The sequence below is a fragment of the Streptomyces sp. NPDC007971 genome (assembly GCF_042958635.1).
Taxonomy (GTDB): domain Bacteria; phylum Actinomycetota; class Actinomycetes; order Streptomycetales; family Streptomycetaceae; genus Streptomyces.
Window position 1 is genome coordinate 17,805 of the sequence record NZ_JBIBJK010000029.1, and the last position, 24,636, is coordinate 42,440.

A 24,636-nucleotide genomic window follows, 5' to 3' on the forward strand; every position below is an offset into this window, starting at 1 on the left:
GTCACGCCTCCTGCCCCTGGGCGCGTGCGGCGGCGGCGCGCAGCGCCCGCGTCGTGAGCTCCCCGGCCAGATGCCGCTTGTAGTCGACCGGGCCGCGCTGGTCGGCCGTCGGCCTGCACTCCTGCGAGGCGATCCGGCCCGCCTCGGTGAAGCGTTCGTCGTCCGGCCGGCCGCCGCGCAGGAAGTCCTCGGCCCGCTCGGCCACGAACCGCGGGGCGCCCACGGCGGTCAGCCCGATCCCGGCCTCGGTGACGGTCCCGCCGGAGATCTCCAGCACCGCTCCCGCGGCGACCACCGCCCAGTCGCCCACCCTGCGCTCGACCTTGCGGTAGGCGCTGGCGTGCGAACGGATGGGCACGCGGATCTCCACCAAGAGCTCCGCCTCGCCCAGCGCGGTCTCGTACGGTCCGCGGAAGAACTCCCTGATGCCGATGGTGCGCCTGCCGCCCGGGCCCTGGGCGACGAGGGTCGCCCGCAACGCCGAGAACGCCGCGGACAGGTCCTCCGAGGGATCGGCCTGGCACAGCGAGCCGCCGACGGTGCCGCGGTTGCGTACGAGCGGATCGGCGATGACCCGCTCCGCGTCCCGGAGGATGGGGAAGTGCTCGCCGACCACCGGTGAGGCGAGCAGCTCCGCGTGGCGGACCATCGCTCCGACGGCCAGATCGTGTCCGTCCACCCGGATCCGCGCCAGCTCGCCGAGGCCGTTGATGTCGATGAGGGCTTCGGGCTGGGCCAGCCGCAGCTTCATCATCGGCAGCAGGCTGTGTCCGCCCGCCACCACCCGCGCTTCGGGGCCGTACCGTCCGAGCAGCTCGATCGCCTGCTCAAGGCTGGTGGCCCTCTCGTACTGGAAAGCAGCCGGTACCTGCATCGGGCCCTCCTGGAACGCTGTGCGCGTCGCTGTAGTGATGCTGCGCTCTTGCCCACCGGCCGTGCAATGGACCTATAAGCATTCACTTATCCATCCAAAAGCGGCAGAATCAGAGCGTGACCGTGACGCAGCTCAGCGCCTTCGTGCTGGTCGCGCGGCTCGGTTCGGTCAGTGCCGCGGCGCGGACTCTGGACGTGAGCGAGTCCGCGGTGTCGCAGGCCCTCGCCGCGCTGCGCACCCACTTCGGCGATCCGCTCATCCGGCGCACCGGCGGCAGTGGGATGCGCCTGACGCCCGCCGGGGCGCGGCTGCTGCCGGTCGCGTCGCGGATGGTCGCGCTGAGCGCGGACGCCGAGGCCGCGGTGCGGGCGGCCCGGGGTGCGCCCGACGACCTGCGGGTCGTCGCCACGAACACCCTGGCCGAGTTCGTGCTTCCGTCGCTCGTCGAGGCCTTCGCCTCCCGCCCGGGGCGCAGGACGGAGATCTCGTTCGGCGTGGCCGCCGGCAACGAGATGCGTGTGCTGGTGGAGAACCGGCTGGCCGATGTCGCGCTCGGGCCGTGCCCCGGCGCCGCGCACGGGGGCGAACTGGTCGTCGAGCCGCTGTTCCGCACCCAGCTGGTCGTGGTGACCGGCGCCAGGTCACCGCGTCCGCCCGGTCCGCCGCGGCAGTGGTCGTGGCTGGTCGACTCCTCCGGGACCGATCCGGACGCGGACTGCGGACGGCTGCTGCGTCGGCTCGCAGTGACCGAGGGACACGTGTGGGTGTTCCCCAACCAGGCCGCGACCTGGGCGGCCGCCGCCGAGGGGGCGGGGGTGGCGCCGGCGCCGGCCCATCTGGTGTCGCCCCGCATCCGGCGTGACGAGCTGCGCATCGTGGAGACCCCGGCCACGCCGTCGGACGCCACGTGGCACGCCGTCGTCCTGCGGCCCGAGCACCGTTCCCCGGCCACCGACGCGTTCCTGCACTTCCTGCACACGCCCGCGGCGACCCGCATCATGCGCGCGCCCGGCGCGGGCGTCCCGCCCTCCCGGTTCCGGCCCCCGGTGTACGTCACGCTCTGGGGCGCGTGAAGAGGACAGGCATGGCGCCGGCCCGTGGCGGCGGGCGTGGCTCGTGTCCGGCCGGCGGACGAGCGGGACTTCACGGAGGGCGTACACCGTGGAACACCGGTGCCCCGGCGGCGCGTGCGTACGTGTCAGGGCGCTGTCAGCGGGTCCTGGCACCGTTGTTCTCGTGAACGGCACGCGAAACCGCGAGCCGGTCACGGGGAGAGGTGCCCGGAGTGGTTGATCGGGGACCAGCGAGCACGCCTCGAGGTCGGGCCCACCAGGCCCACGCAGGTTCGAATCCTGCCCTCTCCGCCCGAAGCACCCGCCCCGCTCCGCCGGCCGCGGGATCGCCGGCTGGCACCCCCTTCCTCCTCGGGCGCGAATGTTCCTTCCCGCTTCTGGTCCATGTGACCTACCGAACGGTATACAGACCCAGTCGAACGCGCGAAGGCCGCTCCTGGGTGGGGGTCCCGTGCGATGTCCCGGCCTCAGGGGGAGGATTCCATGGCGAACGGCATGCGGACGGCGGACGGGGTCGGAGGCCGGCGGCGGGCGGCCGTCCTAGGAGCGGCACTGGGCAGCTGCGCCCTTGTTGCCGCGTCCACGACACCCGCCGACGCGCACCCCGGCGAACACGGACACGGCCTCGTGTACGTCTCCCTCGGTGACTCCTACGCCTCGGGCCCGATGATTCCCCGTCAGGTGGACGCCGGCTGCGCCCGCTCCGACCACAACTACCCCTCATTGGTGGCGTCGCAGCGGCAGGCGACCGCGTTCAAGGACGTGAGCTGCGGCGGGGCGACGACGAACGAGATGTGGAAGCCGCAGGGCACCAACGGCCCCCAGCTCGACGCGCTGGGGCGGAACACCGACCTGGTGACGGTACAGATCGGCGGCAACGACGTGGGCTTCAGCTCGATCATCAGCACCTGCGCCCGTCTCGGCGTGCAGGATCCGACGGGCGATCCCTGCGAGCGGTCCTACAGCGCCGCGGGGTACGACGGGCTGGCGCTCACCATCCTGCGGACCGCGCCGAAGATCGACCGGGTGCTGCGTGCGGTGCACGCCCGCGCCCCGCACGCGCGGGTGCTCCTCGTCGGCTACCCGGACCTGCTACCCGACGACGGCAGCGGCTGCTTCCCGTCCGTGCCGTTCGCGCAGAAGGACTTCCCCTACCTGCGGGACACCGAGAAGCGGCTGAACCTGATGCTGCGTCTGGTGGCCGCCTGGAACCGGGTCGAGTACGTCGACACCTACCGCCCCACGGTCGGCCACGACATGTGCAAGGCGCCCGCGGACCGGTGGATCGAGCCGCTGCAGCCCGCCGCGCCCGCGGCTCCCGCCCACCCCAACGCCACGGGCGAGGCCGCCATGGCGAAGGCCGTGCTGGACCGGCTGGAGCAGGGCCGCGCACACGGCTGAGCCCTTGCAGCCGAGCACACCGGCCGAGCACACACGTACGACGGCCTGCGCACCCGCGGCGCGCAGGCCGTCGTACGTCCTCGGGGCTCAGCCGCCGAGCGCGGCCAGGACCACCCCCTTGGCCTCCTCCTGCACCCGGGCCAGATGGTCGCGGCCGAGGAACGACTCGGCGTAGATCTTGTAGACGTCCTCGGTGCCCGAAGGCCGGGCCGCGAACCAGGCGTTGGCGGTGGTGACCTTGATCCCGCCGATGGCGGCGCCGTTGCCCGGCGCCTCGGTCAGGACGCCGGTGACCGCCTCTTGCGCCAGGGTGTCGGCGGTGACCTGGGCCGGGGACAGCTGGGCGAGCAGCGCCTTCTGCTCCCGGGTGGCGGGGGCGTCGATGCGGGCGTAGGCGGGTTCGCCGAAGCGCTCGGTCAGGGCGGCGTAGTGCTCCGAGGGCGTCCTGTCGGTGACGGCCGTGATCTCGGAGGCGAGGAGCGCCAGGAGGATGCCGTCCTTGTCCGTGGTCCACACCGAGCCGTCCCGGCGCAGGAACGACGCGCCGGCCGACTCCTCGCCCCCGAACCCGATGGTGCCGGCCGCGAGTCCGTCCACGAACCACTTGAACCCGACCGGTACCTCGACGAGCCGGCGGCCGAGGTCGGCGGCGACGCGGTCGATCATCGTGGAGGAGACGAGCGTCTTGCCGATGCCCGCGCCGGCGGGCCACTGCTCGCGGTGCCGGTAGAGGTAGGAGATGGCCACGGCGAGGTAGTGGTTGGGGTTCATCAGGCCCGTGTCCGGGGTGACGATGCCGTGCCGGTCGGCGTCGGCGTCGTTGCCGGTGGCGATGCGGAAGCGGTCGCGCTGCTCGATGAGGGAGGCCATCGCGTACGGCGACGAACAGTCCATCCGGATCTGGCCGTCCCAGTCCAGCGTCATGAACCGCCAGGTGGGGTCGGTGTGCGGATTGACCACCGTCAGGTCGAGGCGGTGCTCCTCGGCGATCCGGCCCCAGTAGGCGACCGACGCGCCGCCGAGCGGGTCGGCGCCGATGCGCACACCCGCCGCGCGGACCGCGTCGAGGTCGAGGGCGCTCGGCAGGTCACCGACGTAGGCGCCCAGGAAGTCGTACCGCCCGGTGGTGTCCGCGGCGAGAGCGCGGGTGTACGGCAGCCGCTGAACGTCCTTCAGGCCGCCCGAGATGATCTGGTTGGCCCGGTCCTGGATCCAGGAGGTCGCCGCGGAGGCCGCCGGGCCGCCGCTGGGCGGGTTGTACTTGAAGCCGCCGTCGGCGGGCGGATTGTGCGACGGGGTGACGACCACGCCGTCGGCGAGGCCCGAGGCGCGGCCCCGGTTGTGGGTGAGGATGGCGTGCGAGACGGCGGGCGTCGGGGTGTAGCCGTCCGCGCTGTCGACCAGCACGGTGACGCCGTTCGCGGCGAACACCTCCAGGGCGGTGACCCGGGCGGGCTCGGACAGGGCGTGCGTGTCGGCGCCGAGGAACAGCGGGCCGTCCACGCCCTGCGAGGCGCGGTACTCGCAGATGGCCTGGCTGGTGGCGGCGATGTGGTCCTCGTTGAAGGCGGTGGCCAGGGACGAACCCCGGTGACCCGAGGTGCCGAACGCCACCCGCTGCCCGGGGTCGGCCGGGTCCGGGTGCAGCGCGTAGTACGCGGTGACCAGCCGGGCCACGTCGACAAGGTCCTCGGGACCGGCCGGCCTGCCTGCTCGCTCGTGCGGCATCAGTCCGCTCCTCCGCATCGGTGTGATCGATCGCTCGGAGCCCATCTTTCCTTGGCAGGGGACCGCCGTGCGAGTACGCCACCGGCGCGTGGAGCCGACCGGACCCGGTTCGCCTATGATCCGCTTCTTCGACGAACGCCGCGGCGTCGCGCCTTTGCGTGCCGCCTCCGACAGCCAGGAACCCCTCGTGTCCAGACCCATCGTCAAGGCCCTGTGGCCGCTCGCCCGTTCCGCCCAGGCCGCAGTGGCCGCGGCCACGGTGGCGGACGTCTACCGGGCGGTGACCTCGCGGGCGCACCACCTGCATCCGCAGGACACCTCTTCGAGTGCGTTCACGACGGCGTCCCAGTTGAGCGTGTACACGACGATGGCGGCGGCCGTGCTCTTCCTGGTGTGGTTCGTCCGCTGCCGGCGCAACGCCCAGCTCCTCTCCCCCACGCCCCTGCCCGGCTCCACCCCATGGGCCGTGGCCAGTTGGCTGGTCCCGGTGGTGAACCTCTGGGTGCCGCGCGGGCTCGTCCTGGACGTGCACCGTGCGAGCGGCCCCGGCGCGACGGAGGGGCGCGACACGGTCCTGGTGAACGCGTGGTGGACGGTCTGGATCGGGCGCGCGGTGGTCGTCACCGTGGGCAGCGGGCCGGGACAGGGGGATTCGTCCGGCCTCCTCGCCGTCGGCGAGACCCTCAACCTGGCCGCGGGGGCCCTGGCACTCGCCGTGATCCAGCGCGTCACGGCGCGGCAGGCCACGGCGCTGGAGACCACGGTCGCGGTCCCGGGCGCCGCGGACCTGCCGCGCCCTTCCTGAGCCCCTGCAGTGCGGGCGCGGCGAGTACCCCCACGGTCAGGCCGCGCGCGACCGCGCCGCGCGGCTCAGCCGATGTGGTAACTGTCCCCGTACACCTTCCAGTCCAGCGGCGTGTTCAGGTCCAGGTTGCCCTTGCGCAGGAAGACGCGCTGTTCGGTGTCGACCCGGCTGGTGTCGCTGTGCGCCTCCTCCTGCTTCATGGCCCACACCCGGGCGTCGAGGAAGGCGTTGAGGTACGTCGTCTCGTTGCCGCCCTGCGCCGGCGGCTTGGCGCTGCGCAGGGCCCGCTTGCGGATGTTGCGGAAACTGGTGGGGTCGTCGCCGTCGCCGTGCATGACGATGGCGTCGTAGTAGGTGAACTGGCCCAGCGCGCGCAGTCCGTCCGTCTTGCCCTGGGCGACGGCGGGGTTGAAGTAGACGCGGTCGCGTTCGTCGTTCTGCGCCTGCTGGAAGGCGCTGTCCTGGGCGGCCTTGCGCCAGTCCTTGGGGTAGTCGGGGTCCAGGCCGCTGTGCGAGTCGCTGCCGTTGACCCGGCGCAGGGCCGGCAGGTACTTGGCCAGGACGTTGCCGGGCTTGCGGTCGGTGTAGAGCTGGACGAGGTCGAGCATGTCGCCGGTGCCGGAGCAGAAGCCGATGATGCCGGCGGTGTAGCCGCGGCCGTCGCCGATGTCCTCGATGTACTTGTACTGGGCCTTCCAGTTGAGCGAGGAGTTCTCCGCGCTGGAGACCAGCTGCATGGCGATCTCCTTCTTGGCCGGGTCGTCGAGGCCCGGCCCGGCCGCCCGGGACGCCGGGGCGGCCGCCACGCGCTGGGCGCCGAGCACGGCGCCGGAGGCGACGGCACCGAGGACGGCGACGACGGTCCGCCGGGAGAGGCGGGGGGAGGCTGCTGACTCGCGCTCTATGTGCTCCACTTGGACTCCAAGGAGGGGTGGGGGGTGGGGAGTTGGTCCGTACCGGCACTGGTAGGAAAGTTTCCTATCAAATACAGAGAGGGCCGGTAACCCGTCAGGCCGCAAATTCGTAGGATCGAACAGTACGGTCCGGCCGCCCGATTCAGAACCCGGGCCGCTCAATCCCATGAGGGACATCGGTTGGACTTACGAATCATGGAGGCGCAGGGTGGACGAGCCCCTCGCACACGACGGGCATCCCTACGGCACCACCCGGAGACGACCCGATGAACCACGTCGCGGACCCCGCTCGCTACGACGGCACCATGCGCTACCGGCGCACCGGCCGGTCGGGGCTGGACCTCCCCCTCCTGTCCCTGGGCTACTGGCACAACTTCGGCGACGACCGCTCCTTCCAGACCCAGCGCGAGATCGCGCTGCGCGCCTTCGACCTCGGGATCACCCACCACGACCTGGCCAACAACTACGGTCCGCCCTACGGCGCGGCCGAGATCAACTTCGGCCGGCTGATGAAGCAGGACCTCGCCCCCTACCGGGACGAGCTGGTGATCTCCACCAAGGCCGGCTGGGACATGTGGCCCGGCCCCTACGGGCAGGGCGGCGGCTCGCGCAAGTACCTGCTGGCCTCCCTGGACCAGTCGCTCAGCCGGATGGGCCTGGACTACGTGGACATCTTCTACTCCCACCGGCTGGACGCGAGCACCCCGCTGGAGGAGACGATGGGCGCGCTCGACACCGCGGTGCGCCAGGGCAAGGCCCTGTACGTGGGCATCTCCTCCTACGACGCGGAGCGCAGCCGGCAGGCGGCCGCCATCCTCCGCGACCTGGGCACCCCGCTCCTCATCCACCAGCCGTCGTACAGCATGCTCAACCGCTGGATCGAGACCGACGGACTGCTGGACGCGGCCCAGGAGGAGGGCTTCGGTGTCATCGGGTTCACGGCGCTCGCGCAGGGGCTGCTCACCGGCCGCTATCTGGACGGCGTCCCGCAGGACTCACGGGCCGCGCAGGGGACGTCCCTGGACGCGGCGTGGCTCACGGACGACATGCGGGGCCGGCTGCGTGCCCTGAACGACATCGCGGCCCGGCGCGGCCAGACACTGGCCCAGATGGCACTGGCCTGGGCCCTGCGCGACAAGCGGGTCACGTCCCTGGTGATCGGCGCCTCGCGGGTCGAACAGCTGGAACAGAACGTTGCCGCGCTGGAGAACCCCGCCTTCAGCGACGAGGAACTGGCCGAGATCGACCAGTACGCCACCGACGGCGGCGTGGACCTGTGGCGGGACGCCCGGCTGGGAAATCTCGGATAAGCCCCGAATATGTGATGTAAGTCACAGACTTAAGGGAAAAGTAGGACATACTGGAGGCCATCCGGACAGCGTTGTCATCCTGGTCATCGCGACATCCCGCGACCTCAAGGAGCCGCTCGACGTATGGCGCACACAGCTCACCACACCCCGGTCCTGCCCCCTCGCCCCGACACGAACCTCGCCAGGGACTGCACACAGTGCCTCGGCTGGGGAACTGTCGTCACACGCGACGGGGATCACGAACTGTGCCACACCTGCCAGCCCGACCCGGGCGGCCGCGAGGACAGTTCCGGCTTCACCCGTTGACCATCCCCCTCTGCCCCGTCGGGGCCTTCCGGGCGACGATCCCGACGCCTGCGCGCTCTCCGTCCGGCTGACCGGCGGGGAGGCCGAGGCGCTGGTCGAGGCGCTGAAGCCGGCGCACCACTCGTCATCGCCGGTCTCGCCGTGACCTCGGGGATCGACTCCGACCTCGGCCCCCTGGCCACGGCGTACGTCCTCATCCTCGTGGTCCTCGGACCGCTGACCGCACGCTGCGCTGCTGGAGCAGACCTCCCGGGCCGCTACCCCTTGCGGGCGTACGCCGGATAGGAGCCCTTCGGGGTGTCGTCGCCGGCGGGCTCGTGGCTTCCGCGCAGGGCGGAGGCGACGGCCGAGACGAGGGCCATGCCGGCGGCGACACAGAAGACGACGGTCAGACCGTGATGGAAGGGGCCGGAGACCAGCCGGGGGAAGAACGTGTGCCCGGTCAGGGTGGCGCGCTGGGCGGCCGTCAGGTGGTCGAGTCCGCCGTGGGAACCCAACAGGTGACCGATGGGGTTGTTGCCCAGGAAGGTCGCGAAGAGGGTGCTGACCGGGGGCAGCGAGGCCACCTCGTGGGCGGTGCCGGCGGGCACTCCGTGCGCCTGGAGTCCGCCGCTGAGCGTCGACGGCAGCGAGGAGGCCAGTCCGGAGACCATCAGCGAGAAGAACACGCCGATGGACAGGGCCGTGCCCGAGTTCTGGAAGGTGGAGCGCATTCCGGAGGCCACACCCCGGTAGCGCGCCGGGACGCTGCCCATGAGGGACGAGGTGTTGGGCGCGGAGAACATGCCCTGTCCCAGGCCGTTGAGGAAGAGCAGCGCGGCGAACAGGCCGTAGTCGAAGTCGACCGGCAGTGCCAGCAGGCCGAGGAAGGAACCGGCGACGACGAGCAGGCCGGCCGTGGAGAACATCCGGGCGCCGAAGCGGTCCGAGAGGTAGCCGGAGACGGGACCGGCGATGAGGAAGCCGAGGGTCAGCGGCAGCATGAAGACACCGGCCCACAGCGGGGTGTCCTCGAAGTCGTAGCCGTGCAGCGGCAGCCAGATGCCCTGCAGCCAGATGATGAGCATGAACTGCAGCCCGCCACGGGCGATCGCGGTCAGCAGGGCCGCCAGGTTGCCCGCGGCGAACGCACGAACCCGGAACAGGGACAGCTGGAACATGGGCTCGGCGACCCGCCTCTCGACCAGGCAGAACACCAGGAGCAGAAGGACGCCGCCGATCAGGCCCGTGAGCACCCAGGGGTTGGTCCATCCGGTGGGGTGACCGCCGTAGGGCTGGATGCCGTAGGTGATGCCGGCCAGCAGGATTCCGGCGCCGGTGGCGAAGGTCAGGTTGCCCAGCCAGTCGAAGCGGCCGCGCTCGCCGGCCGCGGTCTCGCGCAGGCTCAGGTACGACCAGACGGTGCCGGTCACGCTGACCGGGACGCTGACCCAGAACACTGCCCGCCAGTCGACCGCGGCGAGCAGGCCGCCCGCGAGCAGGCCGAGGAACTGCCCGGCGAGCGCGGTGATCTGGTTGATGCCGAGGGCCGTGCCGCGCTGGCGGGCCGGGAAGGCGTCGGTGAGGATGGCGGCCGAGTTGGCGGTGAGCATGGAACCGCCGAAGGCCTGCACGACGCGCCACAGGATCAGCCACAGCGCGCCCGCGCCGGCCCGGAACGGGTCGAGGGACAGGGCGACGGAGGCACAGGCGAAGACCAGGAAGCCGAGGTTGTAGATGCGGACCCGGCCGAACATGTCACCGAGCCGGCCGAGGACGACGACGAGCACGGCCGAGACCAGCAGATAGCCGAGGATCATCCACAGCAGATAGCCGATGTTGCCCGCGGCGAGGGGGTCGAGGCCGATCCCGCGGAAGATGGCCGGCAAGGAGATGATCACGATGGAGGCGTCCATCGTGGCGATCAGCACGCCGAGCGTGGTGTTGGAGAGGGCCACCCACTTGTAGCCGGGGCCCGGGGGCGTGTCGCTGTGGCGGGCCGAGCGGGCGAGCAGCCGGGAGCGCAGGCCCTCGGTGTGCCGGCCGTCCCGCGGGGCGTGCGCGTGGCCGGTCACAGCCGCTGCGCCAATCGGTCGAGCAGGGGGAGGACGGCGTCGAGCGCCGCACGTTCCTGCGGGGTGAACTGGTCCAGGGCCTGGGCGAGCCGGTCGACGGACTCGGAGCGGCGCTCCTCCAGCACGGTCCGGCCGGTGTCGGTGATCGACATGATGGACCGGCGTCCGTCGGCCGCGTCGGGGGTGCGGCTGACCAGCCCGCGCTGTTCGAGTCCGGCGAGCGTGGTGGCCATCGCCTGCGGCCTGACCCGCTCCAGTTCGGCGAGTGAGCCGGGCGAGTCCGGTCCGCCGCCCGCCAGCCGGGACAGCACGGACACCCCGGAGAGGGACACGTCCCCCACGGCGTGTGCCTGGCGCAGCCGGCGCACGATGCGGCCCATCGCCAGCCGCAGCGCGGCCGCGAGCGCCGCCGTCTCCTGCGCCCGGCCCGTGGGACGGATCCCGCCTTCGGATATGTCTTCCGTGTCCATGATTACTAATCATAGATTTATCAGTCTGGACTGTTCAACCAAGTGTAAGTAATCGGGCGGGCCGCGGCGAACGCGCGGGGCGAGGGCACCCGTGCCACGCTCGACAGAGCTGTGCTGAGCCGCGCGCTGTGCGCTGTGCGCGAGAAGAAGGTGGAGCGGGAATCGAGTGCCGCCGGGCCGGAGGAGGGGGGAGCATCGGGAGCGCATGCCGGCGGCCCCGCAGGAGAGGGCGGAGCCGGGAGCGAGGAGGAAAGGGCATGATCCGCAATGACGGCCCGAACACGGGCGGCGACTCACCGCGCGGCCTCCTCCGCCGTCCCGAGGCCGGCATCGCCGGCGCCCCGAGCCCTGCGGACACCCCGCCACGGATGGGCTTCTTCACCGACACCTCCGTCTGCATCGGCTGCAAGGCGTGCGAGGTGGCCTGCAAGGAGTGGAACGCCATCCCGGAGGACGGCCTGGAGCTCACCGGCATGTCCTACGACAACACGCAGGGCCTGGGCGGCAGCACCTGGCGGCACGTGGCCTTCATCGAGCAGCGCAGGCCGCTCGCGCCACGGTGCCGTGGCCGCGCACGCCGTACGTCGGTGCCATCGGGGTGCCGTGCATCGGTGCCGTCGGAGTGCCGTGCGGGGTTGCCGGAGCCGGGACCGGACGCGCCGGTTTTCCGGTCCTGCCCGGCCGGTTCCGCCCGCTGTTCCATGCCGCCGTGTCCCTCCGGACCTGCCCGTGCCCTTACCCGTACGGGTGTCGCCCATCGTCTCCCAGCACCCCTGGCCGGCCGTCCGACACGCCGTGACCACGGGCCGACGCCACGCCTGCGCCGGTGCGGTCACCCCTCGTTCACCGGTTCCACGGGCTCACGGGGTGCCGCTCTGCCGCGGCCAGTCGCCGGTGTCGGTGCGCGGCCGGTCGTCGGTACGGGCACCCGGGCCGTCGTGGCGGTCGGTCCGCCGGCGGGGCGGCGGTGTCTCGCCCGCGGTCAGGTGTTCCAGCACCTCGACCAGCTCCTGACAGGCCTGCTCCACGGAACGTCTGGTGTTGCGCTGCTCGGTGATCACGGCGGACAGCAGCAGCGCGGTCAGGGCCATCGCGCCGTTGAAGGCCTGGAGTTTCGCCATGACCTCGATCCGGTTCAGCCCCGCGAAGGCGCCGACGTGCGCCGTCGCGGCGACGGTGGCCAGCACGGACGTCAGCAGCGCGCACAGCATGCCGCCCGCGAGCTGGAAGCGCAGAGCGGCCCAGATGATGAGCGGATAGACGAGGAAGAGCAGGCTGAGGGAGCTGTAGGCCGACAGCGGTACGAGGAAGCAGGCCACGACGGCCAGCACCGTGGCCTCCTTCCAGCGTGTCAGGGGCGGTGGCCAGCGGCTCTTGTACAGCAGCAGCAGGAGCGGGGTGACGATGAGGACGCCCATGGCGTCTCCCACCCACCAGGCCAGCCACACGGTCCAGAAGCTGGGGGCAGGCAGCTTGTCGGTGAGGACGAGGAGGCCGACGCCGATGGTCGAGCTGACCAGCATGGCGGTCAGCGCGCCGAGGAACACCAGGGCGAGACCGTCGCGCAGCCGGGCGAGATCGATGCGGAAACCGGTCCGGCGCAGCAGCAGTGCCGCGCACAGGGGCGCGACGGTGTTGCCGAACACGAAGCCAAGCATGTCCGGGCTGGGGCTGCTCAGGTACAGGACGGCGAAGAACGACCCGAGCGCGATGCCCGGCCAGCAGGCCAGCCCGAAGACGAGCAGGGCGGCCACGGCGACACCGGTCGGCGGCCAGATGGGGGTGAACACGGAGCCCTCGACGACGAGCCGGCGCAGCAGTCCGAGCCGTGCCGCACCGTAGTAGAGGGCGGCGACGGCCAGCACCTGGACGGCGTAGCCGCCCCGCCGGTGCAGATCCAGGTGAGCCACCACAGCAGCCATCTCACACCGATGCCCCCGCGCGTGCGAGGCGAGAGACCGGCCGTCCGGCTCTATGGCGGAACCGCGGGCCCGCCCGGCCTTGTGCCTGAACAGCGGGCCCGTCGGGCCCTGGGGCCGTTCCGCGGGCCCGTCCGGCATCCGGCTGACCGGAAGACCCGTCGGGCCCGGGGCTGCTCCGCAGGCCCACCCGGCCGCACGACCGGGACGGCAGAGGCAGGCCGGGCGGGCGGGCGCTAGGACTGCTCCGCGGGCCCGTCGAGGCCCACGACGAGGACGGCCGCGTCGTCCTCGTGTCCCACGCTCTCGGCCCCCTTGATCACGGCCCCGGCCAGCGCGTGTGCCTCCAGGCCGGCGACGGCCGCGATGCCCGCGAGCCGCACCACCTGGTCGAGGCCCTCCTCGATGTTCAGCGACGGGCCCTCGACCACACCGTCGGTGAGCAGGACGAACACGCCGCCCGTGGTGAGCCGGTGCCGGGTCACCGGGTACTCCATCCCCGTGTCGATCCCGAGCGGCGGCCCTCCCTCGTCGTCCACCACGCCGGATTTTCCGTCGGCCGTGGCCCAGATGAAGGGGATGTGTCCGGCCCGGGCGCTCTCCAGCACGCCCGTGGCCGGGTCGAGACGCATGAAGGTGCAGGTGGCGAACAGCTCACTGCCGAGGGAGACGAGCAGTTCGTTGAGCCGGGCGAGCAGCTCCCCCGGCTCGCCGGTGACGGAGGCAAGGGCCCGCAGCCCGGCCCGGACCTGGCCCATGAAGGCGGCCGCCTCGATGTTGTGGCCCTGGACGTCGCCGATGGACAACCCGATGCGGCCGTCGGGCATGGTGAAGGCGTCGTACCAGTCGCCTCCGACGTTGAGGCCGTAGCAGGCGGGCGCGTACCGCACCGCCAGGTGCAGGCCGGGGGCGGAGGGCAGGTCAGGGGGCAGCATGCCGCGCTGCAGGGCGATGGCCAGCTCCACCTGGGTGCGCTGCAGCTCCGCGCGCTCGCGTGCCTGGGCGGTGAGCGAACCGAGTCTGGCCAGCAGTTCGTCGCTGTCGTCCGTGGAGCGCTTGCTGGGCATCGATCACTTCCGGCTGGGCAGTGGCCGCCCTTCTGGGCAAACGCCTCGATTTTACCTTTACAGGCTGATCTCGCCCCAGGGAGAGTCCGCGCCGGCACGTCCTGCCTGCCGGCTCCGCTTCGGCCCGCCGGACCACGATTCGGAAGGAAGGGCTCCGAATCGGCCGCCGGACCCGAATCGGAATCGGGGACGGGTCCTGCATCGGCCCGCCGGGCTCCGGCCCGGTCAGTCGGACCCTGCGTCGATCCCGGTGATCACGGCGGATCCGAGCGGCGCGGCCCGCTCGTCCAGTCCCGCGTCCCGCAGGGCGGAGTCGGCGAGCTTGCGGGCCGCCTCCTCGGCGTGGGGGCCGGTGTCCGCCTCGACCGTCAGGCGCAGGGTGAAGGTGTTGTCCTCGTTGATGTGGAGCGCGTCGAGGTCCTCGGCGCTGCCCAGCCGCGTGGTGTGCGGATCGGCCGGCCGCAGCGCCCGGCTCAGCTGCGCTCGGGTACCGGCCTCGACCGCCGTGGTGAAGGTACCGGGCACGGTGATGACGTACGTCGTCATGACGCTCCTTTCCTCGGACTCCCCGCCTACCCCGATTCGGGTCCTTCGCACGGCGGCCTGCGGGACACGCCCCGGGGGACGGAAGAGCTTTCGGCCGCCTCAGACCCAGCCGTCCAGCGCCGCCATGAAGCCGTCGAAGTCGTCCCGGAACAGGGTGTGGCCGGCCCCCCGGACCGTGCGGGCGGTGAAGCCCCGCCGGGTCAGCTCCTCCGCCAGGTCGGGGGGTACGAGGTCGCTCGGATCGGCCGTCAGGACCAGCGAGGGCACCGCGGCGCACGCCGGAGTGCGGCCGACCGCGTAGGCCTCGGCGAGGGCGTCGGTCGTCGCCGGGTCCCAGGCGGCGAGGGTCGCCACCTCGATGTCCACGTCGGCCTGTTCCCATCGCGGATTGAAGCGTTCCAGCACGGTGCGGGGAATCTGCTTGGCCTCCGCGTACGTGCGGGCGACCAGGGCGATGTCCTCTCTCGTCTCCCAGGCGGGATCGCAGTAGACGGCTCGGCTCGGTGCCAGCCGCTCGACGGCGAGGGCCAGGGCCAGGGCGCCGAGCGAGTGCCCGATCGCCAGTTCCGGGCCGTGGGGCAGGGTTTCCACGAGGTCGTCCGCCCATATCTCGGCGCCGTAGTCCCCGCGGCCGCTCGCTCCGTGTCCGCGCAGGTCCACGGCGACGACCCGGTACCCCTTGTCCGCCAGGGCGGGGGCGACCCGGTGCCAGGTCCGGTGGTCGGACATGATCCCGTGGACCAGGACGGCGACCCGGTCGCCGGTGCCCCACTCGCGGGTGTGCAGCTTCATCGACACGCCTCTCTGGTCCACGGTCCTCGTGATCTTTTCATTGGACCGGCTCCGGTTCCACCCTCACCGGACGGCGGGCGCCCGCCCCTTCGCGTGCCGAGGCCGAGCGCCCGCACGACGCAGCCCCACGCCCTGCGCACAAGGACCTGCCCGGCAGCCATCGTCTGCGGGCGGAGACAGGGCCCGGCGGGCCACCGCCCTGCGGACAGGCACCTGGTCGGGCGGGCGTTGGCCCTGCGGACGAACAGGCACCTGCTCCGGCGGGCGTTGACGAGGGGGACGGACAGGTACCTGCCCCGGGGACTCACAGCGGGGAGTGGGCCACCACCGTCACATACGCCCCGAACAGCAGGGACACGACGGCCAGGGCGCCCCCGACGAGCAGCGCCCGGGCGGGCCGGACCCGCCAGCTGCGGGCCAAGGCACGCGCCGGCGGGATCAGCAGCGGGAAGACGGGCAGCAGGAAGCGCGGCTTGGACGAGAAGGATCCGGACCCGCCGATCACCAGCAGGACGAGGACACCGGCGAAGACCACCAGGACCAGCGGGGCACGGTCCAGGCAGAGCAGCCCGAACAGGACGACGCCGGCCACGACCACCATCAGGGCCGCCGGGTAGACGAAGCCGCCGCCGTGCAGGAGCAGCGCCCTGAGGAAGCGCAGGGCACCGGCGCCGAAGTCGAAGCGGGAGTCCCAGGCACTCTGGATCCTGAAGTAGCCCCCCAGCGGGTCCCCGGTCTGCTGCCCCACCCAGAGCACGTAGCCGAACCAGCCCAGCGGCGCGAGAAGGGCACCGACCCACAGGCCGGCCGGCACCCGGCCGCGCTGCCGCAGCACTTCGTGCGCCGCGGCAGCGCCGACGGCCACCGCCACCGCGAACCCGGTCGGCCGGGACAGGCCCGCCAGTGCGGCCAGCGAACCGGCCCACAGCCAGCGCCCCTTGAGCACGCAGTACAGGGACCAGACGGCGAGCGCCGCGAAGAGCGACTCGGTGTAGGCGATGGTCAGTTCCACGGCGTGCGGCAGGACGGCCCACAGGCCGACGAGGGCGGTGGCGACGGCCCGCCCGTACAGGTGGTGGCCAAGGACGTAGAGCCCGTAGGCGGCCATGCCCGCGGCGGCCCAGGCGATCAGCAGCGCTGCCTGGCCGGGGGTGAGCGGGAGGACCGTGGTCAGGGCCCGGATGAGTCCGGGGTAGAGCGGGAAGAACGCCCAGTCGGCCTGGACCCCGCCGGTCTGGGTGATCCAGATGAGGTGCCCGTAGCCGTGGGCGGCGATGTGCAGGTACCAGCGGGAGTCCCAGGAGTGCGCCAGGCTCCGGAACAGCGGGTGTCCGGCGAGGTGGTTGGTGAAGACCACCGCGACGATTCCGGCGAGCCGGACGGCCGCGAACAGGGCGAGGACCCGCAGGGCCCCCTGCGGGACCCGGGGCCGGACGGCCTGGGGCAGTGCGGGGCGGCGGAGGGGACCGGACGGCGCGGCCGGCTCGGGCCGGGGTACGGATGACGTGCTCACCCTCCGACCTTGGTCACGTCGCCAGGGGCATGCAATCCGAAACCCGGCTTTCTTACGATCTTCCACCCTGATTCAGGAATCGCCGCAACGTACTTGTGAAATCGGAATGAACCAGCCTCAAATTGACGGACAAATCAGATCAAATCAATACTGCGGCCACCCCGCAGGAGGGCGCGGCCGAAAGGTAAGTAGGGTGTGGTTACCATATGAGCGCTGCCTAGCTCGAAAGATAGATCTGTGACTGTCAACGACGACTCGTTCACCAACTGGAAGACCCGCGAGGAGATCGCGGAGTCGATGATCCCGATCATCGGGAAGCTGCACCGTGAGCGGGACGTGACCGTCCTGCTGCACAGCCGCTCCTTGGTGAACAAGTCGGTGGTCAGCATCCTGAAGACGCACCGCTTCGCCCGGCAGATCGCCGGCGCGGAGCTGTCGGTCACCGAGACCATGCCGTTCCTCCAGGCGCTGACCGCCCTCGACCTCGGGCCCTCCCAGATCGACCTCGGCATGCTGGCCGCCACCTACAAGGCCGACGACCGTGGCCTGAGCGTGGCCGAGTTCACCGCCGAGGCCGTCGCCGGCGCCACCGGCGCCAACAAGATCGAGCGCCGCGAGCCGCGCGACGTCGTCCTCTACGGCTTCGGCCGCATCGGCCGCCTCGTCGCCCGTCTCCTGATCGAGAAGGCCGGCTCCGGCAACGGCCTGCGCCTGCGTGCCATCGTCGTCCGCGGTGGCGGAGAGCAGGACATCGTCAAGCGCGCCTCGCTGCTGCGCCGGGACTCCATCCACGGCCAGTTCCACGGCACGATCACCGTGGACGAGGACAGCAGCACGATCGTCGCCAACGGCAACGCGATCAAGGTGATCTACGCCGACGACCCGACGTCCGTGGACTACACCGAGTACGGCATCCGCGACGCCATCCTGATCGACAACACCGGCAAGTGGCGCGACCGCGAGGGTCTGTCGAAGCACCTGCGCCCGGGCGTCGAGAAGGTCGTCCTGACCGCGCCGGGCAAGGGCGACGTGCCGAACATCGTGCACGGCGTCAACCACGACACGATCAAGCCGGACGAGCAGATCCTGTCCTGCGCCTCCTGCACCACCAACGCGATCGTCCCGCCGCTGAAGGCCATGGACGACGAGTACGGCGTGCTGCGCGGGCACGTGGAGACGGTCCACTCGTTCACCAACGACCAGAACCTGCTGGACAACTACCACAAGTCCGAGCGCCGGGGCCGCTCCGCGCCGCTGAACATGGTGATCACCGAGACCGGTGCCGCCTCCGCCGTCGCCAAGGCGCTGCCCGACCTCAAGGCGCGGATCACCGGCAGCTCGATCCGGGTCCCGGTGCCGGACGTGTCGATCGCGATCCTCAACCTCCAGCTGGCCCGCGAGACCACCCGCGAGGACGTCCACGACTACCTGCGGGACGTGTCGCTGACCTCGCCTCTCAAGCGTCAGATCGACTTCACCACGGCACCCGACGCGGTCTCCAGCGACTTCATCGGCTCGCGCCACGCCTCGATCGTGGACGCCGGTGCGCTCAAGGTCGAGGGCGACAACGCGATCCTCTACCTCTGGTACGACAACGAGTTCGGCTACTCGTGCCAGGTCGTCCGGGTCGTCCAGCACGTCTCGGGCGTGGAGTACCCGACGTACCCGTCGACGGCGGTCTGACGGACACACACACGCGCGCCGCAGCGGCCGCCGACCGGGGTTCCGGTCGGCGGCCGCTGCGCTCGTGGGCGGGCGGTCAGGCCCTGGGCGTGGCGCAGGCGCCCGCGGCGCACGCCGTGAGCCACTGGTCGAAGTCGGCGTCGTAGCGGGTGCCGATGCCGTCGTGGTAGACCGCGTATCCGCCGGTGTAGTCACCGACGCGGAAGCGGTCGAGCATGCGCCGGATGTCGTCGGGGTGCCGCTCGGTCATGTAGCGCACGGCGAGATAGCCCCACGGGTAGGTGCGGGTCACGTCGCTGTTGTCGTAGGTGCTCTCGAACAGGGTGCTCAGCTTGTAGGTGTGCTTGCCGGCCTCCTGGACGGCCTGGTCGTCGGCGAGATTCCGGTAGCTGTAGGAGACGTACTCGGCCAGGCCCTCGATCCACCAGATGTCCGGTACCGAGATCTGCTGGGGGAAGTCGCCCTTCATGTCGTCGCGACCGTCGAGGAAGTGCGTGTACTCGTGGTTGAGGTTCCAGATCCGGGCCACGAAGCCGTCGTCGGTGCCCTTCTGGTACATGATCGACGTCACCTGGTTGCCCGGGTCGGAGGGGTTCCCGTCCAGCGTGATGCCGCCGTTGTCGGTGCTGACGCCGTAGATCGCGCCTGCGTAGGTCTGGTAGTCGGCGCGGCCGGCGAAGACCACGAGCTGGATGGACGAGACGTACTGGCCGGGTATCGGGCCGCCGGCGCCGACGACGCCGCGGAAGTAGCCGTCCTGGCTGAGCACGCTGGCGCACACGGCGTCCAGGTCGGCGGCGGTGAGGGCCTGGGCGCGGATGGTGTGCTCCGCGTCGCAGTGGTGGGTGACGGGCAGGGCGGCCGCGGTGAGCTTCGCGGCCAGGTCGCAGACGTCGTAGTAGGAGCACTGGGAGCCGTCGTAGGCGTTCGCCTGCGTGGCCACGGCCACCCAGAGCCCGGCGGTCGGGCCGGTCATCTGCGACTCGTCCAGCAGGTCCTTGGTCAGGGGCCGTACGGTCGCCTGGAGTTCGGGGTGCTCGACGTAACGGGCCACGTTCATACCGGCGTTGGAGTCCAGGTAGGCCTCGTCGGTGCCGAGCAGGCCGGTGTGGTCCAGGGCGAAGTCGTGCAGGGTGTCCGCGATGGACGGATCGGCGGCGACCGCGGTCACGTAGTCCGGGTTCCAGTTGCCGCGCCACAGCGGGGTGTACACGTCGTTGACGGCCCTGACCATGCTGTCGATGGCGTCGTAGGAGCTGTCATAGGCCTCCAGCAGGCGCTGGTAGACATCGAGGTAGCGGCCCTGCTGGTCGACGCTGTCGGTGAGGATGACGACCTCGCCGAGGATGTCGCCGTTGGCGGCCGTGACGTCCTCGGAGTGGCGCCGGTCGAAGAAGGTGTCCAGGCCGGCGGTGGTGGCGCCGGTGAGCCGGGAGGAGTACGGCCCCACGTCACCGGAGTGGTTGTACTGGACGTAGTAGCCGGCACGCAGGAAGAGGACGAGCTGGAGCAGGTGGGCGGAGTTGTTGCCGCGGTACTGCCCTGCGGTGCGGGTGAAGGCGCCCGCGACGCTCAGCATCTGGGACTCGCGGAAGATGTCGTGCGCGTCCTTGCCGGTGACCGAGAAGAGGGTGTTGACGCAGTCCGTCGTGGCGGCCTTCACGAAGGAGACGAGGGCGGACCCGGTACGGCTGCCGAAGTCGGCCGGGGTGCAGGAGGCCGCCTTCGCCGCGCGCGGGCCGCTCTCCTTGCTGCGGGTCACCGTGGGTGCCCGGGGCGGGAGTTGGGCGGGGCTGACGTGCCGCGCCTGCGCCGCGGGGCGTTCGGTGGCACCGGTGGTCGGGCCCGTGGGCGGCGGTGCGGGGATGTGCCGTGCGGCGGCGGGGGCGTCCGTACCGGCGTGCGGCCGGGGCGCGGCCAGCGCCGGTGTCGAGAGCAGGCCGGCCACGGTGACGCAGACGGCGGCGGCTCCGATCATGCGTCTGGGCAGCGCGAAGCGATAGCGCATCGGGGTTCCTCCACGAAGGGATGCGCCTCTGTGGGGTGTTGAGGCGTATGAGGCACTGTCCCAGCGCGTCTGCACACCAACAATGCCGTGTGACATAGCACATGGCACCGACGACCCATAACATCGCGGACCTGCGCCTGGGTCCCGCTACGCCCCTGCGGCACTCCAGGTGCGAGCGGCCCAGGTCCTCAAGTGGGGTGCCTGGGCGACCAGATCACGGTAGGCGGCGGTGGCCGACTGGAGCAGCGCCTCGGCCACGTCGTCGGTGACGGTGCCGGGCCGCCAGGCCAGCACGTACCGGCACCACAACGGGGAGCCTGCCAGCGGCTTGACCACGACGTGCGGGATCGGGCGCAGGGTCGGCTGCACGAGGGAGACACCGAGCCCGTCGGCGATCATGCTCTGCAGCTGCGTCTGGTCGCCGAGGAACTCGTGCACGGTGACCGGGGTGAACCCGGCCGCCTCGCAGGCGTCGTAGAACACCCCGGGCCAGCCCGCGCCGTCGTCCGGGGTCACGAACCACGCGTCCTCGGCCAGATCGGCCAGCTGCACCTGGGCGCACTGGCGCAGCCGGTGCCGCGCGGGCAGGGCGACGAACGTGGGCTCGGTGACGATCCCGCGGTGCCGGACGGAGGCCGAGTGGCGCAGTTCCATGCCTGGGTAGTCGGCGGCTATGGCCGCGTCCACGGCTCCGTCCTCCAGCAGTTCCACGATCCGCGAGGAGGCGTAGACGCTGGTCACGGAGAGGTTCAGTTCCGGCAGCCGGGTGCGGACCCGGGAGACGGTGCCCGAGAGCATCGGTGAGTTGGTCGCGGCGACGCGCAGGGTACGGCGGTCCGGGCCGGCGGGCGGGCGGTGGCCGATGGCGTCGGCGCGGGCCAGGACGTCCCGGGCCTGCGCCACGACCTCGGCGCCGTACCGGGTCGGCCGCACGCCGCTCGCGCTCCGCTCGAAGAGCGGCTCGCCCAGGTGGCGCTCGATGCGCCGGAGCTGGGTGCTCACGGCGGGCTGCGAGTAGCCGAGCTGCGTGGCGGCGCGGCCCACGCTGCCCGCGTCGGCGATCGCGCACAGCACCCGCAGATGCCGAAGCTCCAGCTCCATCGGTCCACTCCCCGTTCCGTCGCACGACCCGTCCCACAACCCGTTCCGGGAGATTGTCCGTCTCTCGGGAAACCGGGCCTCACCGCCCTGGCCGGCCGTGGTCGCGCGGCCGGCCAGGCGGAAGCGTTCCATTGTGCCCTCACGGGCACGGGGCGCGGGTCGGCCGGGTCCGGGCGCTCCCCCTGCGCACGACGTCGAGCAGGTCCGCGTCCTCGGCGGATCCCGCCCGGCCGGCCGACTCGCCCGTCAGTGGCGCCCCCGTACCCCCGCCACACTGGTCCGATGTTCCGGCTCCCCGGTCCGGCTGGGGCCATCGCCGCTCGGAGCGCCTCGTCCCGGCCGGGCCGGCCTGCCGAAGCACGGTCTCCTCCCCCGTTTCCCCCGCTCGGCAGCCCCTGACCTCGCACATCACCCTCTCCCGGCCGGGCAGGGCTGCCAAGTACCCCCGAAGAAGCGGGTGCTCACGCCCGGCCGCCCCTCCTCCGACACGACAAGACCACAGGCTCTGCCTACAACATAATTCGATTTGCCTAAATACTTTAGGCAGACGCATAATGATTTTCGGCTCCTAGGAGGAAAGCTATGGTGCGAGCAGGTCTGACCACGGAACGTCTGGTCCGGGCGGGAGCGGAGCTGGCCGACGAGGTCGGCTTCGGCCAGGTGACGGTGTCCGCGCTGGCCCGCCGTTTCGACGTCAAGGTCGCCAGCCTCTACTCGCACCTGAAGAACTCCCAGGACCTGAAGACCCGGATCGCCCTGCTCGCACTGGAGGAACTCGCCGACCGCGCCGCCGACGCACTGGCCGGCCGGGCGGGCAAGGACGCCCTCACCGCCTTCGCCGACGTCTACCGCGACTACGCACGGGAGCACCCGGGCCGTTACGAGGCGGCCCGGTTCCGGCTGGACCCGCAGACGGCCGCAGCGAGCGCCGGCGGCCGGCACGCGCAGATGACCCGCGCGCTCCTGCGCGGCTACCAGCTGACCGAGCCCGACGAGACCCATGCCGTACGGCTGCTGGGCAGCGTGTTCCACGGCTACGTGAGCCTGGAGGCGGCCGGTGGATTCAGCCACAGCGCCCCCGACTCGCAGGAGTCGTGGACCCGGATCCTGGACGCCCTCGACACCTTGCTGCGCAACTGGCCGACGCCCTGACCCCGCCCCCCCTCGAACGACAGGTACGCACCATGTCTCCCACCCGGCACGACTGGATCACGACGCCCCTGACCGCAGACCTCGTCCGCGGCGCCCTCGATCTGGAGCGCACCGGACGCGGGCTGCTGCCGCACCGGCTGCCCGCGCGGGCCCGCGCCCAGTGCGCCGACCCGCAGCTGCAGATGGCGGAGTCCCAGCCCTCCGGCGTGCGCCTGGTCTTCCGCACCCGGGCCACCGCCGTCGAACTCGACACGCTGCCCACCAGGCGGGTCTACGTCGGCGCCCCGCCGCGCCCGGACGGCGTGTACGACCTGCTCGTCGACGGACACCCGGCCGGCAGCGCCTCGGTCACCGGCGGCGCCACCCTGACCATCGACATGACCACCGGAACCACCGAGCACCGGCCCGGCCCGGTCGGCACCGCCCGCTTCACCGGTCTGCCCGGTGGGGACAAGGACGTCGAGATCTGGCTGCCGCACAACGAGACGACCGAACTGGTCGCCCTGCGCACCGACGCGCCCGTCGAACCCGTACCGGACCCGGGCCGCAGGGTGTGGCTGCACCACGGCAGCTCGATCAGCCACGGCTCCGACGCCGCGAGTCCCACCACCACCTGGCCGGCGCTCGCCGCCTCCCTCGGCGGGGTGGAGCTGATCAATCTGGGCCTCAGCGGCAGTGCGCTTCTCGACCCGTTCACCGCCCGCGCGCTGCGCGACACTCCCGCCGACCTGATCAGCGTCAAGCTCGGCATCAATCTGGTCAACGCCGACCTGATGCGGCTGCGCGCCTTCGGACCCGCCGTCCACGGCTTCCTCGACACCGTCCGCGAAGGCCACCCGGACACGCCGCTGCTCGTGGTCTCGCCGATCCTGTGCCCCATCCACGAGGACACACCGGGTCCGAGCGCCCCGGACCTCACCGCTCTGTCCACGGGCCGGTTGCGGTTCCGGGCCGCCGGGGACCCGGCGGAGCGCGCCTTCGGGAAGCTGACCCTGCGTGTCGTCCGGGAGGAACTGGCCCGGATCGTGCGCGAGCGTGCGGCCGAGGACCCGCACCTTCACCACCTCGACGGCCTCGACCTCTACGGCGACGCCGACTTCGCCGAACTGCCGCTGCCCGACGACCTCCACCCGGACGCCGCCGCGCACCGCCGGATCGGCGAGCGCTTCGCCGCAGTGGCCTTCGCCCCGGGCGGCCCGTTCGCGGACGGCGCCGAATGAGCCGTACGGGCAGGCGGCGGAGTCACACGAGATGGGCGAAGACCACGAGGTTCTCCGTGTAGTCCCCGACCGCGTGGTCGTAGTCCCCCGCGCAGGTGATCAGCCGCACCTCGGGGCGCGATGCGTCGGCGTACACCCGATCGCTCGGGAAGTCGTCCTTCGCGAAGGTCTCCGTGTCGTCCACGACGAAGGTCGCCGTCCTCCCGTCGGCCCGGTCGACCGAGAAGCGGTCCCCGCTCTCCAGTTGGTCGAGGCCGGCGAAGACCGCCGCGGAGGTCACGGTGTCGACGTGCCCGGCGATGACCGCGGTGCCCTTCTCACCGGGCGAGACTCCCTCGGAGTACCAGCCGACGAGATTGGTGTTGGCCGCCGGCGGCGGTTCCAGCTGACCGGAGGCACCGACGGTGAGGGCGGTGAAGGGGGCATCCACGGAGATCTTCGGGATGAGCAGCCGCAGGGGCGTGGAGCGGGGCAGCCCCTGGTCGGACTTCTGCGGGTCCGCCCGGGTGGCGGCCGCGCCCGAGGCGCGGGACGGGTTCGCCGCGTCGTCGGTGCCGTGGGGCCCGCCGAACAGGGTGACGGCGAGGACGACGATCACCACGCCCCACAGGGTCAGCCATCCACCGCGGCGGGCGTTCTGCTCGCCCGGCGCCGGTGCGGGGGACGCGGCGGAGGGTTCTGCTGCCATCGGACACCACCT

Annotated in this window: 21 protein-coding genes and 4 pseudogenes; 12 read left to right on the plus strand and 13 right to left on the minus strand. The window is 71.8% G+C overall.

Annotation, left to right across the window (positions count from 1 at the left end):
* Nucleotide 1: 1 nt before the first annotated feature.
* A complete protein-coding gene (locus tag ACFZCP_RS40590; RefSeq protein ID WP_391440572.1) occupies nucleotides 2-874 on the minus strand; it encodes an FAD binding domain-containing protein in 873 nt (290 codons plus the stop codon).
* Nucleotides 875-990: 116 nt separating this feature from the next.
* Between ACFZCP_RS40590 and ACFZCP_RS40595 the strand changes: the two genes are divergently transcribed.
* The 3 genes and pseudogenes from ACFZCP_RS40595 (at nucleotide 991) to ACFZCP_RS40605 (ending at nucleotide 3,348) form a co-directional block, all read left to right on the plus strand.
* Nucleotides 991-1,947: a LysR substrate-binding domain-containing protein gene (locus ACFZCP_RS40595; protein WP_391440581.1), complete on the plus strand. Its 957-nt coding sequence runs from the start codon at nucleotides 991-993 to the stop codon at nucleotides 1,945-1,947.
* Nucleotides 1,948-2,144: 197 nt separating this feature from the next.
* Nucleotides 2,145-2,238: pseudogene (locus ACFZCP_RS40600) on the plus strand.
* Between the two features lie 192 nt (nucleotides 2,239-2,430).
* Nucleotides 2,431-3,348 carry a GDSL-type esterase/lipase family protein gene (locus tag ACFZCP_RS40605; RefSeq protein ID WP_391440585.1) on the plus strand — a complete coding sequence of 306 codons (918 nt, stop codon included), beginning with the start codon at nucleotides 2,431-2,433 and terminating at the stop codon, nucleotides 3,346-3,348.
* 87 nt (nucleotides 3,349-3,435) lie between these two features.
* On the opposite strand, the gene pgm is transcribed toward ACFZCP_RS40605, so the two are convergent.
* Nucleotides 3,436-5,076 carry a phosphoglucomutase (alpha-D-glucose-1,6-bisphosphate-dependent) gene (gene pgm, locus ACFZCP_RS40610; RefSeq protein WP_391440591.1) on the minus strand — a complete coding sequence of 547 codons (1,641 nt, stop codon included), beginning with the start codon at nucleotides 5,074-5,076 and terminating at the stop codon, nucleotides 3,436-3,438.
* Nucleotides 5,077-5,263: 187 nt separating this feature from the next.
* On the opposite strand from pgm, the gene ACFZCP_RS40615 reads away from it, so the two are divergent.
* Complete coding sequence (locus tag ACFZCP_RS40615) at nucleotides 5,264-5,881, plus strand: DUF4328 domain-containing protein (protein WP_391440596.1); 618 nt, start codon at nucleotides 5,264-5,266, stop codon at nucleotides 5,879-5,881.
* A gap of 65 nt (nucleotides 5,882-5,946) precedes the next feature.
* Here the strand turns inward: ACFZCP_RS40615 and ACFZCP_RS40620 are convergent, their stop codons facing one another.
* On the minus strand, nucleotides 5,947-6,795 hold the full coding sequence (locus ACFZCP_RS40620; protein ID WP_362696604.1) for a chitosanase: 849 nt from the start codon (nucleotides 6,793-6,795) through the stop codon (nucleotides 5,947-5,949).
* Nucleotides 6,796-7,061: 266 nt separating this feature from the next.
* Here ACFZCP_RS40620 and mgrA point away from each other — a divergent pair, with 266 nt between their 5' ends.
* The 4 genes and pseudogenes from mgrA to ACFZCP_RS40640 all read left to right on the plus strand — a co-directional run.
* A complete protein-coding gene (gene mgrA, locus ACFZCP_RS40625) occupies nucleotides 7,062-8,105 on the plus strand; it encodes an L-glyceraldehyde 3-phosphate reductase (protein WP_391440603.1) in 1,044 nt (347 codons plus the stop codon).
* 123 nt (nucleotides 8,106-8,228) lie between these two features.
* Nucleotides 8,229-8,411 carry a hypothetical protein gene (locus tag ACFZCP_RS40630; protein WP_362696608.1) on the plus strand — a complete coding sequence of 61 codons (183 nt, stop codon included), beginning with the start codon at nucleotides 8,229-8,231 and terminating at the stop codon, nucleotides 8,409-8,411.
* A 34-nt stretch (nucleotides 8,412-8,445) separates the two neighbouring features.
* Nucleotides 8,446-8,550 (plus strand): annotated as a pseudogene (locus ACFZCP_RS40635) (potassium transporter TrkA); the annotation flags it as partial.
* Nucleotides 8,532-8,696: pseudogene (locus ACFZCP_RS40640) on the plus strand (cation:proton antiporter); the annotation flags it as partial. The pseudogenes ACFZCP_RS40635 and ACFZCP_RS40640, both read left to right, overlap by 19 nt.
* On the opposite strand, the gene ACFZCP_RS40645 reads toward ACFZCP_RS40640, so the two are convergent.
* Both ACFZCP_RS40645 and ACFZCP_RS40650 read right to left on the minus strand, forming a co-directional pair.
* On the minus strand, nucleotides 8,669-10,417 hold the full coding sequence (locus ACFZCP_RS40645; protein WP_391440958.1) for an MFS transporter: 1,749 nt from the start codon (nucleotides 10,415-10,417) through the stop codon (nucleotides 8,669-8,671). The pseudogene ACFZCP_RS40640 and the gene ACFZCP_RS40645 sit on opposite strands and share 28 nt — an antisense overlap.
* A gap of 44 nt (nucleotides 10,418-10,461) precedes the next feature.
* Nucleotides 10,462-10,935: a MarR family transcriptional regulator gene (locus ACFZCP_RS40650; protein WP_391440613.1), complete on the minus strand. Its 474-nt coding sequence runs from the start codon at nucleotides 10,933-10,935 to the stop codon at nucleotides 10,462-10,464.
* Between the two features lie 368 nt (nucleotides 10,936-11,303).
* On the opposite strand from ACFZCP_RS40650, the pseudogene ACFZCP_RS40655 reads away from it, so the two are divergent.
* Nucleotides 11,304-11,492, plus strand: a pseudogene (locus ACFZCP_RS40655) (ferredoxin); the annotation flags it as partial.
* A gap of 303 nt (nucleotides 11,493-11,795) precedes the next feature.
* Here ACFZCP_RS40655 and ACFZCP_RS40660 read toward each other — a convergent pair.
* From ACFZCP_RS40660 to ACFZCP_RS40680, 5 genes are all read right to left on the minus strand, one after another.
* Nucleotides 11,796-12,857, minus strand: coding sequence for an MASE1 domain-containing protein (locus tag ACFZCP_RS40660; protein ID WP_391440618.1), 1,062 nt, complete (start codon nucleotides 12,855-12,857; stop codon nucleotides 11,796-11,798).
* Nucleotides 12,858-13,090: 233 nt separating this feature from the next.
* Complete coding sequence (locus ACFZCP_RS40665; RefSeq protein ID WP_391440623.1) at nucleotides 13,091-13,921, minus strand: SpoIIE family protein phosphatase; 831 nt, start codon at nucleotides 13,919-13,921, stop codon at nucleotides 13,091-13,093.
* Between the two features lie 225 nt (nucleotides 13,922-14,146).
* Entirely contained in the window at nucleotides 14,147-14,467 is a 321-nt protein-coding gene (locus tag ACFZCP_RS40670; protein ID WP_391440627.1) for a hypothetical protein, read from the minus strand.
* A gap of 99 nt (nucleotides 14,468-14,566) precedes the next feature.
* Nucleotides 14,567-15,259 carry an alpha/beta hydrolase gene (locus ACFZCP_RS40675; protein ID WP_362696692.1) on the minus strand — a complete coding sequence of 231 codons (693 nt, stop codon included), beginning with the start codon at nucleotides 15,257-15,259 and terminating at the stop codon, nucleotides 14,567-14,569.
* A gap of 304 nt (nucleotides 15,260-15,563) precedes the next feature.
* On the minus strand, nucleotides 15,564-16,772 hold the full coding sequence (locus tag ACFZCP_RS40680) for a hypothetical protein (RefSeq protein ID WP_391440634.1): 1,209 nt from the start codon (nucleotides 16,770-16,772) through the stop codon (nucleotides 15,564-15,566).
* Nucleotides 16,773-17,009: 237 nt separating this feature from the next.
* Here ACFZCP_RS40680 and ACFZCP_RS40685 point away from each other — a divergent pair, with 237 nt between their 5' ends.
* Nucleotides 17,010-18,455: a glyceraldehyde-3-phosphate dehydrogenase gene (locus tag ACFZCP_RS40685; protein ID WP_362696624.1), complete on the plus strand. Its 1,446-nt coding sequence runs from the start codon at nucleotides 17,010-17,012 to the stop codon at nucleotides 18,453-18,455.
* A 76-nt stretch (nucleotides 18,456-18,531) separates the two neighbouring features.
* Here ACFZCP_RS40685 and ACFZCP_RS40690 read toward each other — a convergent pair whose 3' ends face one another.
* Nucleotides 18,532-20,463, minus strand: a complete 1,932-nt coding sequence (locus ACFZCP_RS40690; RefSeq protein ID WP_391440647.1) for a collagenase — start codon at nucleotides 20,461-20,463, stop codon at nucleotides 18,532-18,534.
* Between the two features lie 147 nt (nucleotides 20,464-20,610).
* Nucleotides 20,611-21,564 carry a LysR substrate-binding domain-containing protein gene (locus tag ACFZCP_RS40695; protein ID WP_391440656.1) on the minus strand — a complete coding sequence of 318 codons (954 nt, stop codon included), beginning with the start codon at nucleotides 21,562-21,564 and terminating at the stop codon, nucleotides 20,611-20,613.
* Nucleotides 21,565-22,146: 582 nt separating this feature from the next.
* On the opposite strand from ACFZCP_RS40695, the gene ACFZCP_RS40700 reads away from it, so the two are divergent.
* Together ACFZCP_RS40700 and ACFZCP_RS40705 are read left to right on the plus strand one after the other, a co-directional pair.
* Nucleotides 22,147-22,716 carry a WHG domain-containing protein gene (locus ACFZCP_RS40700; RefSeq protein WP_391440664.1) on the plus strand — a complete coding sequence of 190 codons (570 nt, stop codon included), beginning with the start codon at nucleotides 22,147-22,149 and terminating at the stop codon, nucleotides 22,714-22,716.
* A 32-nt stretch (nucleotides 22,717-22,748) separates the two neighbouring features.
* Nucleotides 22,749-23,936: a GDSL-type esterase/lipase family protein gene (locus ACFZCP_RS40705; RefSeq protein ID WP_391440669.1), complete on the plus strand. Its 1,188-nt coding sequence runs from the start codon at nucleotides 22,749-22,751 to the stop codon at nucleotides 23,934-23,936.
* Nucleotides 23,937-23,958: 22 nt separating this feature from the next.
* Here ACFZCP_RS40705 and ACFZCP_RS40710 read toward each other — a convergent pair whose 3' ends face one another.
* On the minus strand, nucleotides 23,959-24,624 hold the full coding sequence (locus tag ACFZCP_RS40710; RefSeq protein WP_391440676.1) for a class F sortase: 666 nt from the start codon (nucleotides 24,622-24,624) through the stop codon (nucleotides 23,959-23,961).
* Between the last annotated feature and the right edge of the window lie 12 nt (nucleotides 24,625-24,636).